Origin of the sequence: Streptomyces sp. SPB162, from assembly GCF_029504575.1 — a bacterium.
In the GTDB taxonomy this organism is placed as follows: Bacteria; Actinomycetota; Actinomycetes; order Streptomycetales; family Streptomycetaceae; genus Actinacidiphila.
Genome location: NZ_JAQFII010000001.1, coordinates 3,384,991 through 3,402,358 on the forward strand (window position 1 = coordinate 3,384,991; position 17,368 = coordinate 3,402,358).

Genomic DNA, 17,368 nt, shown 5'->3' on the forward strand with positions numbered 1-17,368 from the left:
GGAGTTCACAAGACCGCTCTTTCGAGTGACAGCGCTCAAGGATTGGCCGCCGCAGCCGAGGGGAGATCTCCTGCGGGGCGCGACGTGAAGGGGAAGCGGTCGCGCGGAGTACTCGGGAAGCTCGGGGTCCCGGGTCCTTCGAGGGGAGCACCACCAGGGGAGGGACGAGGGGAGGAGGGCCCCGGCGCCGTCAGGCACCGGGGCCCCCGCCCTTTCCCGCCGGGACAACCCCGCAGGTCCTACCGCTTGGCCACGAACACGTGCGAGGCGACCTCGGCCCGCAGCTCGGCGGCCTCGCCGCCGCTGCCCACCAGCACGCCGCCCGCGGAGGACGTCACGCTCACCACCGCGCCCGGCTGCACACCGGCTCGCCGCAGCGTGTACATCAGCTGGGCGTCGGTCTGGATCGGCTCGCCGATCCGCTTCACGACGACGCTGGCTCCGGCCGGGCCCGGCGACAACTCCGCCAGGCTGACCATGCCCTCCTCCAGGAAGGGGTCGGCCTCGGCCTTCTCGCCCAACTCCTCGAGGCCCGGGATCGGGTTCCCGTACGGCGACTCGGTCGGGTGCCGCAGCAGCTCCAGCACCTTGCGCTCCACCGCCTCGCTCATGACGTGCTCCCAGCGGCAGGCCTCGGCGTGCACCTGCTCCCACTCCAGGCCGATCACGTCGACGAGGAGGCATTCGGCGATCCGGTGCTTGCGCATCACGCGCGTCGCCGTCCGCCGGCCCTCGTCGGTCAGTTCCAGGTGCCGGTCGCCCGCGACATGCACGAGGCCGTCACGTTCCATGCGCGCCACGGTCTGGCTGACCGTCGGACCGCTCTGATCGAGGCGCTCGGCGATTCGGGCGCGCATGGGGACCACACCCTCCTCTTCCAGCTCCAGGATGGTGCGGAGATACATCTCCGTCGTGTCGATGAGTCCGGACATGCGCGCCCCTCAATAGCTCGTGCGTGGCCCTGCACCAATTCTGACGCATCCCACCGACAACCGGCCCCGGCGCGGGATTCTTGACAGCGACGGCAGCCTGGCCGCACGGTGATCCGCATGAGTGAGCCCCGCGGCGATCTGGCCGACGAATACTTCGATGCGGCCATCGCCCTCCTCCGGAGGGTACGGGACGAGGAGTCCGCGGGTATCACGGCCGCGGGCCGGGCCATCGCCGACGCCGTCGCCGCGGGCAACCGGATCTTCGCCTTCGGCGCCGGGCACTCCTCGCTCGCCGCCCAGGACGTCGTCTACCGCGCCGGCGGTCTCGCCGTCGTCAACCTGCTCGCCGTGCCCGGCACCGTCGGCATCGACGTCATGCCCGCGACCCTGGGCAGCGCCCTGGAGCGGGTCGACGGCCTCGCGGGCGCCGTGCTCGACACCAGCCCGGCCAAGCCCGGCGACGTCCTCGTCGTCATCTCGCTGTCCGGGCGCAACGCCCTGCCGGTCGAGATGGCGCAGAACGCCCGCGCCCTCGGCCTCACCGTCATCGGCGTCACCTCCGTGGCCTACACCAAGGAGACGAAGTCCCGGCACGTCTCCGGCACCTTCCTCAAGGACCACTGCGACATCGTGCTCGACTCGAAGATCGCCGTCGGTGACGCGGAACTCGTCCGCGACGACGTCCCGGCCCCCTTCGCTCCCGCCTCGACCGTGGTGACCAGCGCCCTCATGCAGGCCGTCGTCGCCACCGCGGTCGCGGAGCTCGCCGCCCGCGGCATCACGCCGCCGCTGCTGCGCTCGGGAAACGTGGACGGCGGGCACGACTGGAACGGCCGCATCTTCGAGGAGTACGGCTCGCGGATCTTCTTCCGCCACTGAGCCCGTGGGCCGCCGCAAAGGGGTGCCCCCGCACGGGGCCGCAAAGGGTGCCACTACAGGGCACCACCGAGGGCCCGCCATCAAAGGGGCGCCAGACGGGCGCCGCCTCAACCCAGCTGCTGCGCCAGGTCCAGCGCCGCGGCCACCCGCACCGCCACGTCCTCCGCGTACGCCGCGTCCGACCGGTCGAAGAGACGGCGCCCCGCGCCCCGCAGGAACGTGACCGCGCCCAGAGTGTGTCCGCGGCTCCGCAGGACCGTGGAGAGGCCGTGGACGGTCCCCTCGGGCCAACGGCGGGCCGCCGCCCACTCGTCGATCCTGGCCCGCGAGGCGGGCTCGGCCGCGGCGAGCGCGCCGAAGCTGGCTCGCACGGTGCCGATCCGCTCCACGGCCTGCAGCACGGGGTGCGCCGCCCCGTACGCCACCGGGATCGTGCCGACCGCGACGGGCAGGCACGGCCCCGAGGACCCCTCCGGGGTCGAGGCGGCGCGCACCAGCCGGCCGTCTTCCCCCACGAGGTCGACGAGCGCGTGATCGGCGAACCCCGCCAGCGCGAAGTCCAGATACGTGGTCGCGGCCTCCACGGGATCCTCGCACTCGGCGGCCGAGCGCCCCGCCCGGTGCAGCTGGTTGTGGCGGAAGCGCAGCAACGATCCTTCTTGCTCCGCGAGTTTGGCCTCGGTCACGTCCAGGAACAGCCAGCCGACGCCGAGCGGCACCGGCTCCTCGCCGAGCGGCGAGCCGAGGCGGACGAACCCGCTGCGCCAGCACTGCCGCTTGGCGCTCTCGTCGCCGCGCAGGCTCAGCCACAGCTCGGACGGGACCGGCGGGCTGCCTTCCGCGAGCACGTGCTGCAGCGCCGTCTCCAGCTCCTCCAGGCCCTGCTCCAGCAGATCGCCCAGCGGCCGGCCCAGCAGGGTGTCCCTGCCGGTGCGCAGCAGCCGGGCCGCGTGCGCGTTCACCACGGCGGGCCGCAGGTCCGCGTCTATCAGCACGACGCCCCCACGAGGCGTCGTCGAACAGCGCCTCGCTGAGCGCGATCGAGCGCTCCAGGTCGATCTGGGCGTGCACCTCGGAGAAGGCGCAGTAGACCCCGGCGGGCCGGCCGTCCTGCCCCTGCACGGCCGCGGACTGGGTACGGACGAGCACCCGGTGGCCGTCCTTGGTCAGGAGCGCGAACTCGTGCACCTGACGGCCGGGCGCCTCCATGGCGCCGAGCAGTCTCGTCTGTACGTCGGGCGCGTCGGCGCTACGGGCCGCCCAGCCCGAAAAACCGCGGCGGCCGACCGCATCGTCCGCCGACCAGCCGAGGATCCGTACGGCTTCGGAATTCCAATGGGTGATGACACCCTCGCGGTCGAAGGCGCACAGGCCCGCCTCCATACCGTCGAGCAGAGCGGCGAGTAGCTGCTCGTCGCCATCACTGAGCGGCTTCGCATCGAATGGCTGCACGTCAAAACATTCAACCCCGGTGTGACCCAGCCCACACGGCGTTTCGATAAATCGGTTGTGCGTCCCGGAGCGGATTCCTAATGTTGCGGTCACACATGAAGGGAGGTGGTTCGCAGCATGATGTGCAGTCGGACACGTGAGGTGACTGCGGGCTAGTCCCGCGCGTCACGCTCGTCGCGCAGACTCCGTGCACGGGGTCGAGGGGCGGGCCAATTCCACGCAGTCACCCGACCCGCGGGCTCGTCGGACTTGTCCGGCCGGTGCCTGGAGGAAACTCCGGGGAGCAGCCCGCGGGTCGTTCGCGTCCCAGGCGGCGGGCAAGACACGCCGTGCCGTCGCGGGACCCCCTACGGCGCCAGCCGTACGACGTTCCAGGCGCCCGTTTCGCCGCCCTCCGCGTCGGCGCGCTCATAGCGCAGGCGGTCGTGCAGCCGGTTTTCGCGCCCCTGCCAGAATTCCACGCTCCGGGCGCGCACCCGAATGCCTCCCCAGTACGTCGGCACGGGAACATCGCTGCCCTCCGGATACCGCGCCTCCAGCTCCGCGTAGCGCCGTTCGAACTCCTCGCGCGAGTCGACCACCGTGGACTGCGCACTGGCCCACGCGCCCAGCCGCGAGCCGTGCGGGCGGCTGCGGAAGTACTTGGCGGTCTCGTCCGTGGAGACGCGTTCGACCGTGCCGGAGACGATGACCTGGCGGGCGATCGCGTGCCAGGGGAAGAGCAGCGAGATCTGCGGGTTCTCGACCAGATCGCGGCCCTTGCGGGAGCCGTAGTTGGTGTAGAAGACGAAGCCGCGCGGGTCGAAGCCCTTGAGGAGCACGGTCCGCGAGCTGGGACGGCCCTCCGCGTCGGCGGTCGAGGCGATCATCGCGTTCGGCTCGGCGAGGCCCGCGGTCACGGTGTCCGCGAACCAGCGGGTGAACTGCGAGTAAGGATCGGCGGCCAGCTCGGCCTCGGGGAGACCCTGGGCGCGGTACTGCTCGCGCATGACGGCGGGATCGACATGATGCTGCACCCGAACATCTTGCATCCCCTGGGCCCCGTACGTCCCGGGGCCGGACAGATGCGGGCGGGCCGGGCCGATCCCGGCTGCCCGGCCGAGGAGTGTGCCGCACCTCACGCTTCCCGTCATGTGCCAGAACCGACAGAATTGCGGGTCGGGTCACTGTGGCCTCTTGACATCAAGAGATACCGTTTCTGACTCCGGCCTCGGGTCTCTGATGGGACGGGGTGACCATCGCCCGAGCGGGGCATTACCGGAATGGCCGTCCAAGCAGTCGACCGGCCGAGCACCAAGCACCTGTCGACCACATCACGAGGAGCCGCCTGATGTCCGACTTCGTACCCGGACTCGAAGGAGTAGTCGCGTTCGAGACGGAGATCGCCGAACCTGACAAGGAAGGCGGCTCTCTCCGTTACCGAGGCGTCGACATCGAAGATCTCGTCAGCCATGTCTCCTTCGGAAACGTTTGGGGCCTGCTGGTCGACGGCAAGTTCAATCCGGGCCTGCCGCCTGCCGAGCCGTTCCCGATCCCGGTGCACTCCGGCGACATCCGTGTCGACGTCCAGTCGGCGCTCGCCATGCTCGCCCCCGTCTGGGGACTGAAACCGCTGCTGGACATCGACGTCGACGAGGCCCGTGACGACCTCGCGCGCGCCGCCGTCATGGCGCTCTCCTACGTCGCCCAGTCGGCGCGCGGCCAGGGCCTGGCCATGGTGCCGCAGAAGGAGATCGACAAGGCGCAGACCATCGTCGAGCGCTTCATGATCCGCTGGCGCGGCGAGCCCGACCCCAAGCACGTGGCCGCCGTCGACGCGTACTGGACGTCCGCCGCGGAACACGGCATGAACGCCTCCACGTTCACCGCCCGCGTCATCGCCTCCACGGGTGCCGACGTGGCCGCGGCCCTGTCCGGCGCCGTCGGCGCCATGTCGGGCCCGCTGCACGGCGGTGCCCCCTCGCGCGTCCTCGGCATGATCGAGGAGATCGAGCGCACCGGCGACGCGGACGCCTACGTCAAGCGGGCGCTGGACAAGGGCGAGCGCCTGATGGGCTTCGGCCACCGCGTGTACCGCGCCGAGGACCCGCGTGCGCGCGTGCTGCGGCGTACGGCCAAGGAGCTGGGTGCCCCCCGCTTCGAGGTCGCGGAGGCGCTGGAGAAGGCGGCTCTCGCCGAGCTGCACGCGCGGCGCCCCGACCGGGTGCTCGCCACCAACGTGGAGTTCTGGGCGGCGATCGTCCTGGACTTCGCCGAGGTTCCCGCGCACATGTTCACGTCGATGTTCACCTGCGCCAGGACGGCCGGCTGGTCGGCCCACATCCTGGAGCAGAAGCGCACCGGCCGGCTCGTCCGCCCCTCCGCCCGCTACATGGGCCCCGGCCCGCGCGACCCGCGCGACGTCGACGGTTTCGCGGGTATCGGGCACTGAGGCGCCCCTGCTGACCGGCACCTGCTGAATCGTTTGGTCCTGTGGCCCGCTGCGACCCCGTACGGGGTGGGAGCGGGCCACAGCCGTCCGCCGTGCCGCCTTCAGGGCCTCAGTCGTCGGGAAACGCCTGCGATGTCAGGCTTCCGGAAGCACGTGGCCCTTCAGCTTTCCGAAGGCGCGTGGCCCTTCAGCTTTCGGGAAGCGCCGCCGCCAGGAGTTCGGCCAGATGCCGGCCCTGGGTGCCGGCCAGCTGGGCGAGCTGGGTGCGGCAGGAGAACCCGTCCGCCAGGACGGCGGCTCCGGCGGGCGCCTCCCGCACGGCTGGGAGCAGCTGCTCCCGCGCGCAGGCCACCGACACGTCGTGGTGGCCCGGCTCGAAGCCGAAGTTGCCGGCCAGACCGCAGCAGCCGCCGGCGAGTGCGCCGGTGAGGCCGGCGCGCTCGCGCAGCCGCCGTTCGGCGGCGTCGCCGAGCACGGCGTGCTGGTGGCAGTGCGTCTGCCCGACGACGGGACGGTCGAGGCGGGGTGGGGACCAGCCGGGGGCCAGTTCCTCCAGCGCCTGGGCGAACGTCCTGATGGAGGCCGCCAGCCGTGCCGCGCGGGGATCGCGGGTTCCCAGCAGTTCCGGCAGGTCGGCGCGGAGCGCCGCCCCGCAGCTGGGTTCGAGGACGACGATCGGCAGTCCGGCGTCGAGTGCGGGCGCGAGGACGTCGACGGTGCGGCGCATGACCTTTCGGGCCCGGTCGAGCTGTCCGGTGGACACCCACGTCAGGCCGCAGCAGACCGCCTTCGGCGGTAGGACGACCCGCAGGCCCGCCGCTTCCAGCACCTTCACCGCGGCCCGTCCGACCTGCGGTGACAGATGGTTCGTGAAGGTATCGGGCCACAGCACGACGGTCGGCCGCCCGCTGCCGGTGCGGGCGCGGCGGGCCCACCAGCGGCGGAAGGGTTCTCGGGCGAGCGCGGGGATGTCGCGTTCCGGAGCGATCCCGGCGGCGCGTTTGGCGAACCCGGCCAGCGGACCGCGGGCCAGGGCGTTCAGCACGCGCGCGTACGGGGCTGCCACCCTCAGCCAGACCGGGAGCCATCCCATCGAGTAGTGCGAGCGGGGGCGCAGCCGTCCTTCGTAGTGGTGGTGCAGGAACTCCGCCTTGTACGTCGCCATGTCCACCTCGACAGGGCAGTCGCTGCGACAGCCCTTGCAGGAAAGACACAGGTCGAGCGCGTCCCGGACCTCCTCCGACCGCCAGCCGCCCTCGATGATCTCGCCGGCGAGCATCTCGTGCAGCAGCCGGGCGCGCCCGCGGGTGGAGTGCCGCTCCTCCCCCGTCACGCGGTAGGACGGGCACATCACGCTGTCCCCGCCGGGTGAGGTGGTCGCGGACGTACGGCACTTTCCGACGCCGACGCAGCGCCGGACGGCCGCCGTGAAATCGCCGCCGTCACCCGGATAGGTGAATTCGACGTCGACGGGATGGGACGCCCGGGACGGCAGCACGTCGAAGCGGAGGTTGCTATCCATAGGAGCGGGGCGGACGAGCATCCCGGGGTTCATTCCGCCCGCCGGGTCCCACAGGTCCTTGAAAACTGCAAAGAGAGCCACGAGTTCGGGGCCGTACATCTTCGGCAGGAGTTCCGCCCGTGCCTGGCCGTCGCCATGCTCGCCCGACAGCGAGCCACCGTGGGCGGCGACCAGATCGGCGGTCTCCTCGGAGAAACGCCGGAAGCGGGCGATGCCCGCCGGTGTCAGCAGGTCGAAGTCGATACGGACATGGACGCAGCCGTCGCCGAAGTGTCCGTAAGGGGAGCCGCGCAGGCCGTGCTCCCCCAGCAGGGCCCTGAACTCCCGGAGGTAAGCGCCGAGCCGGGCCGGCGGCACCGCGCAGTCCTCCCAGCCGGGCCACGCCTCACTGCCGTCGGGCATCCGGGTCGCGGTCCCGGCGGCGTCCTCGCGGATCCGCCACAGGGTGCGCTGCTCGGCCGGCTCGGACAGGACGGTGTGGTCGAGGGCGCCGTCGGCCGCGGCGTGGCGGCACAGTTCCGAGGCGCGGGCCCGCGCCTCGGCGGCGGTGGCGCCGCCCACCTCCACGAACAGCCACGCGGTGCCGCGCGGCAGCGACTCCCGGGCGGCGGTGCCCACCAGGTCGGCCGCCATGCCCTCGACGGTCAGCGGGCGGTGGGGCAGCAGCAGGTGCGCGGCGTCGGCGGCGGCGCTCTCGTCCTCGTACCCGAGCACGGCCAGTGCTCGGGCCGCCGGCGGCTCCACCAGCCGTACGGTCGCGCGGGTCAGCACGCCGAGCGTGCCCTCGCTGCCGGTGAAGGCCCGCGCCAGGTCCCGGCCGTGCTCGGGGAGCAGCCGGTCCAGGGCGTAGCCGGAGATCCGGCGCGGCAGGTCGGGGAAGCCGGTGCGGAGCACGGACAGCCGCTCGTCGGCGAAGGCGGCGGTCCGGTCGTGGAGCGGGCCGGGCAGTCCGCGGCCGAGCGTGGCCCGCTCCCCGCCGTACGTCAGCACCTCCAGCTCGTGCACGTTGTCGGCGGTCGTCCCCCAGGCGACCGAGTGCGACCCGCACGCGTTGTTGCCGATCATGCCGCCGAGCGTGCAGCGGCTGTGGGTGGACGGGTCGGGGCCGAAGGTCAGCCCGTGCCGTGCGGCCGCCGCCCGCAGATCGTCGAGGACCACACCCGGCCGCACGACCGCGGTGCGCGCCTCGGGGTCGATGTGCTCGATCGCCCGCATGTGGCGGGTGAAGTCCAGCACCACTCCGACCCCGGTCGCCTGCCCGGCGATCGAGGTGCCGCCGCCGCGCGGCACCACCGGCACGCCGTGCTCCCGGCACACCGCCAGTGCCGCCGCCACGTCGTCCGCGTCGCGGGGCGCCACCACTCCCAGCGGGACCCGCCGGTAGTTCGACGCGTCCATCGTCACCAGGGCCCGCGCCCCGGCGTCGAAGGCGACCGTGCCCCGTACCGCCGCCCGCATCTCCCGCTCGAGATCCATGCGTCCCACCTTGTCTCACCGGGTGGACCGGTAGCGAGACCGGCTCCAGGACGGATTACGCTTCGCCCGTGGCTGATATCCAGATTCCCGCTGACATCAAGCCCGCCGACGGCCGTTTCGGCGCGGGCCCCTCCAAGGTACGGACGGAGGCGGTCGAAGCGCTGGCCGCGACCGGCACGTCCCTGCTCGGCACCTCTCACCGGCAGGCGCCGGTGAAGAACCTGGTGGGCCAGGTCCGCGAAGGTGTCCGGCAGCTGTTCTCCCTGCCCGAGGGGTACGAGGTAGTCCTCGGCAACGGCGGCTCCACCGCGTTCTGGGACATCGCCACCCACGGTCTGATCCGGCAGAAGTCCCAGCACCTGTCGTTCGGCGAGTTCTCCTCCAAGTTCGCGACCGCGGCCAAGCTCGCGCCGTGGCTGGACGACCCGTCGGTCGTCAAGTCCGACCCGGGCACCCACCCGGTGCCGGTCGCCGAGGCCGGTGTGGACGTGTACGCGCTCACCCACAACGAGACCTCGACGGGTGTCGCCGCGCCCATCAAGCGCGTACAGGGTGCCGACGCCGGTTCACTCGTCCTGGTGGACGCCACCTCCGGTGCGGGCGGCCTGCCGGTCGACATCACCCGAGACGGACGTCTACTACTTCGCGCCGCAGAAGTCCTTCGCGGCGGACGGCGGCCTGTGGCTGGCCGCGTTCTCGCCGGCCGCCCTGGAGCGCGCCGCCGAGATCGCCGGGTCCGGCCGGCACATCCCCGCGTTCTTCGACCTGCCGACCGCGATCGACAACTCGACGAAGAACCAGACGTACAACACCCCGGCGCTGTCCACGCTCTTCCTGCTCGCGAACCAGCTCGACTGGATCAACGGCCAGGGCGGTCTCGACTGGGCGGTCGCCCGTACCGCGGACTCCTCGTCGCGGCTGTACGGATGGGCCGAGAAGTCCACGTACGCCTCGCCGTTCGTGGTCGACCCGGAGCAGCGCTCGCAGGTCATCGGCACCATCGACTTCGATGACGCGATCGACGCCACCCAGATCTCGAAGGCGCTGCGCGCCAACGGCATCGTGGACACCGAGCCCTACCGCAAGCTGGGGCGCAACCAGCTGCGTGTCGCGATGTTCCCGGCGGTCGACCCGGCCGACGTCGAGGCCCTGACGGCCTGCATCGACTACGTCATCGACAAGCTCTGACCAGCTCCGACGGTGTACGTATGACGTAGCGGGGTCCGGCCGGTGACGGCCGGGCCCCTCGTCAGCGGCGGCGGCGCAGGACCCGGCGCAGACCGGTGGCCCCGACGACGATCGCGGCGAGCACCGCGAACCCGACGACGACCGTGCCGTGACCGGACGAACCGTCCTTGGCGGCGTCCGCCCCGGCCGCCGGTCCCTTGCCTCCGGACTCTCCCGTGCCCGCGGATCCGGCGGTTTCCCGGGCCGCGGAGTCCGGTAGGTCCTCGCCCTTGAGCGGCGCCTTCCAGACCTCGCTGTTCTTGCCCTCGCTGCCGTACATCAGCGCCCGGCCGTCCGGGGTGAAGGCCACCGACTCGCCCTGCCGCTGCATCGGCACGTCGAGGCTGCCGATCTTCGTCGGGGCGTCGCCAGACCACCGCCAGGCGGTCGCCCAGAAGTAGCCGCGCAGCACCAGGCGAGTGCCGTCGGGCGAGAACGAACCGTCGGTCACCCAGGGCACCTCGGCTATCCGCCGGAACACATTCACCACCTTCGAGCTGAGCTTCTTCGGACCGGCGTACAGGCCGCCACCGTCCTCGCTCTTGCTGGCGATGTAGACCCGGCCGGTCTTGGGGTGGACCATCAGCGCCTCCGCGTTCCGCGGGCCACCCTCGTACTGGACCGTGTAGCGGACCACGTCCACGGTGCTGTTGCCCAGCCGCTCGGGTTCGGCGAACCGGTAGATCCACACATGCGGCCAGGTGCCGCCGAGGTTGTCTCCGATGTCGCCGACGTAGATGTCGCCGTCCGGGCCCAGGGAGATCGCCTCCACGTCCCGGGGGTCGATGCCGCGCATCGTCACCCTGGCGACGGTCTTGCCGGTCGCGGAGTCCACCGCGTAGACGTACGGGCCGTCGTCGCTGTCGTTGTGGGTCCAGTACACGCCCTTGTGGAGGCGGCTGGCCGCCAGCCCGCTGGACTCGGTGATCCGCGGATCACTGATCGTGAAAGCGACGGCGGTCCCGTCGGCGGCGAAGGCCCCCGGCACCGGTCCGAGAACGGCGAACGCCGCGGCGGTGGCGGAGGCGGCGAGGGCGGTGCGGAAGCGCGGCATGCCCCCAGCCTCCCATCCCGCCGTGTGTCGGGGTTCACGCCGCCGGGCATCGCGGCCGGGACCGGGTATCCGCCATGATCTCAGCGTGCGTTATATGTTCGTCGGCGATTCCATGACCATCGGCAGCGCGGGCGATTTCACCTGGCGTTACCGCATGTGGCAGCACCTGTGCGCGCTCGGCGAACCGTTCACGGTCGTCGGCCCGCGCACCGCGCTGTACGACCAGGAGAGCGGCGGGCCCGTCTCGCACGCGTACGCCGGGGCGGACTTCCCGCCGGACGCCCGCCGGCACCTGGCCGGCTGGGGCGAGGGGTGGCTGCACATGGCCCCGCTCATCGGGGACGCCGTGCGCGCTCACCGTCCCGACCTGCTGCTGATCTCGCTCGGCCTGATCGACCTCGGTTTCTACACGACCGCCGAGCAGACCGCGGAGAACCTGCGCGGCTTCGTCCGCGAGGCACGGGCCGCCAACCCGCGGATCCGGATGGTGCTGCTGCCGGTGATACCCAACGTCCGGGCCGGACACGACCTCCCCTTCGCCGAGCAGTGCGCGGACCTCAACGTCCGGATGTCCAAGGCCGTCGCCGACCTCGACACCGGCGCCTCTCCACTGCTGCTCGCCTCCCGGCCGGAAGGTTACGAACTGCCGTCCGACACCTATGACGGCACGCACCCCAATCCCTCCGGCGAACACCGCCTCGCGGCCGCGTTCGCCGACGCGATGCACCAGGCCTGGGGAGTCGGCGGCCCGTATGAGCGGCGGTAGCCGGGGCGCCTCCTGACCCGCTTGTCCCAGCCGGTGGGCCAACTCTTGCTTCGAGCGCACTCGAAGAGCTTGGCTTGGGTGTCATGGAGTACACGCAGCTCGGACGCACGGGTCTCAAAGTCAGCCGCCTGGTGCTCGGCACCATGAACTTCGGTCCCCAGACCGATGAGAACGACAGTCACGCGATCATGGACTCCGCGCTCGGCGCGGGCGTCAACTTCTTCGACACCGCCAACGTGTACGGGTGGGGTGAGAACAAGGGCCGCACCGAGGAAATCGTCGGGTCCTGGTTCGCCAAGGGAGGCGGGCGCCGCGAGAAGACCGTTCTCGCGACGAAGGTCTACGGCAACATGGCCGCCGAGGGCGACGCCTGGCCGAACAGCGACCGGCTCTCCGCCCTCAACATCCGCCGTGCCGCCGACGCGAGCCTGAAGCGGCTCGGCACGGACTACATCGACCTCTACCAGTTCCACCACGTCGACCGGAACACGCCCTGGGACGAGATCTGGCAGGCCATCGACGTCCTCGTGCAGCAGGGGAAGATCCTCTACGCCGGCTCGTCGAACTTCGCCGGCTGGCACATCGCGCAGGCGAACGAGGCGGCGAACCGTCGCGGTTCGCTGGGCCTGACCAGCGAGCAGTGCATCTACAACCTGGCCGAGCGGCGTGCCGAGATGGAGGTCATCCCGGCGGCGCAGGCGTACGGCCTCGGCGTCATCCCGTGGTCGCCGCTGCACGGCGGCCTGCTCGGCGGGGCGCTCCGCAAGGAGCGCGAGGGCGGCGGTGCGCGCTCGACGTCCGGCCGCAGTGCGGACGCGCTCAAGAGCGCGAAGCAGCGCGAGCAGATCCAGGCGTACGAGGACCTGTGCGACAAGCACGGCCTGGCGCCCGGTGACGTCGGTCTCGCGTGGCTGCTGAGTCGGCCCGGCGTGACCGGCCCGATCGTCGGCCCGCGCACGCAGGCCCAGCTCGACTCGGCGCTCAACGCGATCGAGGTGAAGCTGTCGGAGGAGTTCCTGTCCGCACTGGACGAGGTCTTCCCCGGCCCGGGGCAGTCTCCGGAAGCCTTCGCCTGGTAGTACCCGGCCGAGCCGGGTCCCGGTAGCTGCGGGGCCCGGCCGGCGGGCCGGTGGCCGCGGGCGTGGTGCTCAGCGCAGCAGCGCGCCCGCCACCACCACGACGAGCATCAGGACGAGGGCGGCGGTCACTACACGGGTTCGGGTCTTGGGGTCCACGTACCGAGGTTAACCGGCCCGGGTCACCGACCCAGCGGCCAGGTCTCCACCGTCTCGTAGCGGGCGTCCGGCGCGGGGTGGCTGCGCACCAGCGCGAGGGTGCCGGCGGACCAGGGCCCACCCAGGAAACCGTCGAGCGCGGCGGCGTACGGGCCGAGGGCCACCCCGCCGCGGCTGCGGGCCAGCGTGAGGTGCGGGGTGTACGTGTGCTCCTGCGCCGGGTCGACGCCGGCCTGCCGGGCGGCGCTCTGTACGGACTCGGCGAGTTCCTCGAGCCGGCCGGTCTCGCCGGCGGCGCCCGCCCACAGCGCCCGGTCGCCGAACCGGCCGCCGCCGGACAGCCGCAGCTCGCAGGGCTCGTGCCGGCGCGCGGCCGCCGCGAGGGCGTCCCGCAGGGCGGGGCGCGTGCGGTCGTCGACCTCGCCGAGGAAGGCGAGCGTGAAGTGCCACCCGGCGCGTTCGGTCCAGCGCAGCCGGCCGGCTCCGGGGAGCCGGCGCAGCGCGGAGACGGCCGGGGCGAGTTCGTCCGCCGCCCCGGGGGGCGGCAGTACCGCGGCGAACAGTCTCATGCCGAAGGCCTCACGCGGCCGTCACCAGTGGGGCGGGCGCGCCCTCACGGGGTACGAACTCGATCAGCCGGTGGTCTTTTCCCCGGTGCAGGTCCACCTTGAGCCGCAGACCGCCGACCCGGGCCAGCACCAGGCCGACACCGACCGCCGCGAGGGCCGCGACGAGGCCGCCGGACAGGAACCCGACGCGGGCCCCGTACGTGTCCGTCACCCAGCCGACGACCGGACCGCCGATGGGTGTGCCACCGACGAAGACCATCATGTACAGGCGTCATGACGCGGCCCCGCATGGCGGGGTCGGAGGCGAGCTGCACCGACGCGTTGGCCGAGGTGTTGAACGTCATGCCGAAGATGCCGATCGGCAGCAGCAGGAGCGCGAACATCCAGAAGGACGGCGCCAGCGCGGCCAGCACCTCCAGCATGCCGAAGGCGAACGCGGCGAAGACCAGCAGCCGCAGCCGGGTGCGGCCGCGGCGGGCCGCGAGCAGCGCACCGCCGAGGGAGCCCAGCGCGATGATGGTGTTCAACAGCCCGTAGGTGCTCGCGCCGGAGTGGTACACGTGGTTGACGAAGCCGGTGAGGATGATCGGGAAGTTGAAGCCGAAGGTCCCGATGAACCCGACCAGCACGATCGGCCAGATCAGCTCGGGGCGCCCGGCGACGTAGTGCAGGCCCTCCCGCAGCTGGCCCTTGCCGCGCGGTACGCGTTCGACCTTGTGCAGGTCGGCGGTGCGCATCAGCAGCAGGCCGGCGAGCGGGGCGAGGAACGACAGCCCGTTGAGCAGGAACGCCCAGCCGCTGCCGACCGCGGTGATCAGGACACCGGCGACGGCGGGGCCGATCAGGCGGGCGGCCTGGAAGTTCGCGGAGTTCAGCGAGACCGCGTTGCGGATCTCGCCGGGGCCGACCATCTCGACGACGAACGTCTGACGGGCCGGGTTGTCCACGACGGTCACCATGCCGAGGGCGAAGGCGATGACGTACACGTGCCAGACCTGGACGTGTCCGCTGAGCGTCAGCGCGGCGAGCAGCAGCCCCAGCGCGCCGAGCGCGGCCTGGGTGCAGAGCAGGATCTGCCGCTTGGGGTAGCGGTCGGCGATCACACCGCCGAACAGGCCGAAGAGCAGCATCGGCAGGAACTGCAGCGCGGTGGTGACGCCCACCGCGAAAGAAGAACCGGTGATGCTGAGCACCAGCCAGTCCTGGGCGATCCGCGACATCCAGGTGCCGGTGTTGGACACTACGGCGCCGGTCGCGAAGAGCCGGTAGTTACGAACCCTGAGCGAGCTGAACATGCCGCCGCGCTTCGTGGTCGTATCGGGTTCTTGTCCGGGTGCGGTGTCCGATCCGGCTGCCGAACTCAATCTAGGTTCGCCTCCCCTGTGTGGCGTTGCGTTTCACTTACGGTGTTCCAGCTTCTTCCACGGTGCGCGCCGTGCGGTGCGCACCGTGCGGTGTTTCCACGGTCTTCCCCACCCAACGTCCGCCGGTCGGGCCTCACTACAGCTGTGCGAGCTTCTCCAGGACCGGCGCCGCGGCGCGCAGCAGGGCGCGCTCGTCGTCGTCCAGCCCTTCGGTGAGCTGCGCCAGCCACACGTTGCGCTTGCGGCGGCTCTCCGCGAGCATCGCCTCGGCCTGCTCCGTCTGGCTGACGACCACCTGCCGGCGGTCGTCGGGGTGCGGGTCCCGGCGGACGAGGTCCTTGGCCTCCAGCATCGCGACGATGCGCGTCATGGAGGGCGGCTGCACGTGCTCCTTGCGCGCCAGCTCACCGGGAGTGGCGGAGCCGCAGCGGGCGAGGGTGCCCAGCACGGACATCTCGGTCGGGCTGAGCGACTCGTCCACCCGCTGGTGGCGCAGTCGCCGCGACAGTCGCATCACTGCGGAACGCAGAGAGTTCACTGCGGCGCGGTCGTCCTCGGACAGTTCGGTCACATTCATTAGGGTAGCTCATTACCTAGGCTAAGTAAACCTCACCCATATGAGTGAGTTAGCGCCGGAAAACGACCGGGGAACCGCACCTGCCGAGGACCTTTGGCGTATGGCATCGCGAGTGCTCAGCCTGCGCATAGACGCCGACCTGCTGGATCGGCTCCGTGACCACGCCGCCAAATGCGGAACGAGCGTCCAGGACTACGTGGTCCGGACGCTCGTTCGCGACGACTTCGACGAGCGGTTCAAAACCGCCGTCGATGAGACGGAGCGCTTCTACGCGGCTCCGCCGGGGTGACACCACCCCGAATCATGCAGGTCAGGCCGGGCTCTATCGGGCCGGGCCGTACCTGTCCGGCCAGGTCAGGCCGACTTATGTCAGGCCCAGGGCCGGCATCAGGTAGTAGAAGCCGAAGACCGCGGCGACCACGTAGAGGGCCACCGGCACCTCACGGCCGCGTCCCGCGGCCAGCCGCAGCACGCAGAAGCTGATGAAGCCGATGCCGATGCCGTTGGTGATGGAGTACGTGAACGGCATCAGCACCATCGTCAGGAACGCCGGGACGGCGATCGTGAAGTCGCTCCAGTCGATGTCCCGCACGCTGTTCGCCAGGATCAGGAAGCCGACCGCAATCAGCGCGGGGGTGGCCGCCTGGGCCGGGACCATCGTGGCGAGCGGCGTGAAGAACAGCGCGAGCACGAACATCAGGCCGGTGACGATGCTCGCGAGGCCCGTCCTCGCACCCTCCCCGACACCCGCCGTGGACTCCACGAAGCAGGTGTTGGCAGAGCTGGAGGTGGCGCCGCCGAGGGCGGTGGCGATGCCGTCGACCATCAGCACCTTGTTCATCCCGGGCAGGTCGCCCTTCTCGTCCAGCAGGTGCGCCTCGTCGCTGACGCCGAGGATCGTGCCCATGGCGTCGAAGAAGCACGACAGCAGCACGGTGAAGACGAACAGCACGCCGGTCAGGATGCCGACCTGGCCGAAGCCGCCGAAGAGGCTGACGTTGCCGATGAGGCCGAAGTCCGGGCTGGCCACCGGGTTGCCGGGCCACGCGGGGACGGTCAGCCCCCAGGCCTCGCCGGGGATGTCCGTGACCGCGTCGATGACCAGGGCCAGCACCGTCATCGCGACGATGCTGATCAGGATCGCGCCCGGCACCTTGCGGATGATCAGGGCCAGCGTCAGCAGCACGCCCAGGATGAAGACCAGCACCGGCCAGCCGTTGAGGTGGCCGTCCGAGCCCAGCTGCAGCGGGACGGTGGTGTGGGCGGCGTCCGGGATGCGGGTGACGAATCCCGAGTCGACCAGGCCGATCAGCAGGATGAACAGGCCGATGCCGATCGCGATGCCCTTGCGCAGCCCCAGCGGCACCGCGCTCATCACGCGCTCCCGCAGCCCGGTGGCGACCAGCAGCATGATCGCGAAACCGGCCAGGACGACCATGCCCATCGCGTCCGGCCAGCTCATCCTGGGTGCGAGCTGCAGGGCGACGACGGTGTTCACCCCGAGGCCGGCCGCGAGCGCGATCGGCACGTTGCCTATGACACCCATCAGGAGCGTCGTCAGGGCGGCGGTCAGCACGGTGGCGGTGACCAGCTGGCCACCGTCCAGGTGGTGACCGTACTTGTCCGCACCCGAGCTGAGAATGATCGGGTTGAGCACGATGATGTAAGCCATCGCGAAGAAGGTGGCGAGCCCTCCCCGAACCTCGCGGGAGATCGAGGATCCCCGTTCGGAGATCCGGAAGAAGCGGTCCAGCCCATTGTGGGGCGGCACGGGGGACAGATTCTGGGCGTCGACCGGAGCGGTGGCCGAGGGGGACATGTGGGTCCTCTAATTTGTGCGTTCGTACGACTGAAACCAGTCACCGGGGGACTGTTTCAGTATGA

Annotated in this window: 12 protein-coding genes and 3 pseudogenes; 6 read left to right on the plus strand and 9 right to left on the minus strand. The window is 71.3% G+C overall.

Annotated elements, in window-relative coordinates:
• Nucleotides 1-239: 239 nt before the first annotated feature.
• Nucleotides 240-932, minus strand: a complete 693-nt coding sequence (locus tag M2266_RS15335) for a metal-dependent transcriptional regulator (protein ID WP_277438705.1) — start codon at nt 930-932, stop codon at nt 240-242.
• Nucleotides 933-1,049: 117 nt separating this feature from the next.
• Between M2266_RS15335 and M2266_RS15340 the strand changes: the two genes are divergently transcribed.
• Entirely contained in the window at nt 1,050-1,811 is a 762-nt protein-coding gene (locus M2266_RS15340) for an SIS domain-containing protein (RefSeq protein WP_277438706.1), read from the plus strand.
• A 107-nt stretch (nt 1,812-1,918) separates the two neighbouring features.
• On the opposite strand, the pseudogene M2266_RS15345 reads toward M2266_RS15340, so the two are convergent.
• Together M2266_RS15345 and pdxH are read right to left on the minus strand one after the other, a co-directional pair.
• A pseudogene (locus M2266_RS15345) lies at nt 1,919-3,194 on the minus strand (PAS domain-containing protein).
• Nucleotides 3,195-3,610: 416 nt separating this feature from the next.
• A complete protein-coding gene (gene pdxH, locus M2266_RS15350) occupies nt 3,611-4,294 on the minus strand; it encodes a pyridoxamine 5'-phosphate oxidase (protein WP_277438707.1) in 684 nt (227 codons plus the stop codon).
• Nucleotides 4,295-4,593: 299 nt separating this feature from the next.
• On the opposite strand from pdxH, the gene M2266_RS15355 reads away from it, so the two are divergent.
• Nucleotides 4,594-5,694, plus strand: a complete 1,101-nt coding sequence (locus tag M2266_RS15355; RefSeq protein WP_277438708.1) for a citrate synthase 2 — start codon at nt 4,594-4,596, stop codon at nt 5,692-5,694.
• Nucleotides 5,695-5,881: 187 nt separating this feature from the next.
• Here the strand turns inward: M2266_RS15355 and M2266_RS15360 are convergent, their stop codons facing one another.
• Nucleotides 5,882-8,692 carry an FAD-binding and (Fe-S)-binding domain-containing protein gene (locus tag M2266_RS15360; RefSeq protein WP_346780896.1) on the minus strand — a complete coding sequence of 937 codons (2,811 nt, stop codon included), beginning with the start codon at nt 8,690-8,692 and terminating at the stop codon, nt 5,882-5,884.
• 68 nt (nt 8,693-8,760) lie between these two features.
• On the opposite strand from M2266_RS15360, the pseudogene serC reads away from it, so the two are divergent.
• Nucleotides 8,761-9,880: pseudogene (gene serC / locus M2266_RS15365) on the plus strand (phosphoserine transaminase).
• Nucleotides 9,881-9,941: 61 nt separating this feature from the next.
• On the opposite strand, the gene M2266_RS15370 reads toward serC, so the two are convergent.
• On the minus strand, nt 9,942-10,973 hold the full coding sequence (locus tag M2266_RS15370) for a hypothetical protein (protein ID WP_277438709.1): 1,032 nt from the start codon (nt 10,971-10,973) through the stop codon (nt 9,942-9,944).
• Between the two features lie 94 nt (nt 10,974-11,067).
• Between M2266_RS15370 and M2266_RS15375 the strand changes: the two genes are divergently transcribed.
• A complete protein-coding gene (locus tag M2266_RS15375) occupies nt 11,068-11,739 on the plus strand; it encodes a GDSL-type esterase/lipase family protein (protein ID WP_277438710.1) in 672 nt (223 codons plus the stop codon).
• Nucleotides 11,740-11,822: 83 nt separating this feature from the next.
• Nucleotides 11,823-12,818, plus strand: coding sequence for an aldo/keto reductase (locus M2266_RS15380; protein WP_277438711.1), 996 nt, complete (start codon nt 11,823-11,825; stop codon nt 12,816-12,818).
• 179 nt (nt 12,819-12,997) lie between these two features.
• Here M2266_RS15380 and thpR read toward each other — a convergent pair whose 3' ends face one another.
• The 3 genes and pseudogenes from thpR to M2266_RS15395 all read right to left on the minus strand — a co-directional run bounded on the left by thpR (nt 12,998) and on the right by M2266_RS15395 (nt 15,484).
• Nucleotides 12,998-13,543 carry an RNA 2',3'-cyclic phosphodiesterase gene (gene thpR, locus M2266_RS15385; protein WP_277438712.1) on the minus strand — a complete coding sequence of 182 codons (546 nt, stop codon included), beginning with the start codon at nt 13,541-13,543 and terminating at the stop codon, nt 12,998-13,000.
• Between the two features lie 10 nt (nt 13,544-13,553).
• Nucleotides 13,554-14,907, minus strand: a pseudogene (locus M2266_RS15390) (MFS transporter).
• A 136-nt stretch (nt 14,908-15,043) separates the two neighbouring features.
• On the minus strand, nt 15,044-15,484 hold the full coding sequence (locus tag M2266_RS15395) for a MarR family transcriptional regulator (RefSeq protein ID WP_277438713.1): 441 nt from the start codon (nt 15,482-15,484) through the stop codon (nt 15,044-15,046).
• A gap of 100 nt (nt 15,485-15,584) precedes the next feature.
• Between M2266_RS15395 and M2266_RS15400 the strand changes: the two genes are divergently transcribed.
• Entirely contained in the window at nt 15,585-15,773 is a 189-nt protein-coding gene (locus tag M2266_RS15400) for a ribbon-helix-helix protein, CopG family (RefSeq protein ID WP_138353500.1), read from the plus strand.
• Between the two features lie 75 nt (nt 15,774-15,848).
• Here the strand turns inward: M2266_RS15400 and M2266_RS15405 are convergent, their stop codons facing one another.
• Entirely contained in the window at nt 15,849-17,303 is a 1,455-nt protein-coding gene (locus M2266_RS15405; protein ID WP_277438714.1) for an NCS2 family permease, read from the minus strand.
• Between the last annotated feature and the right edge of the window lie 65 nt (nt 17,304-17,368).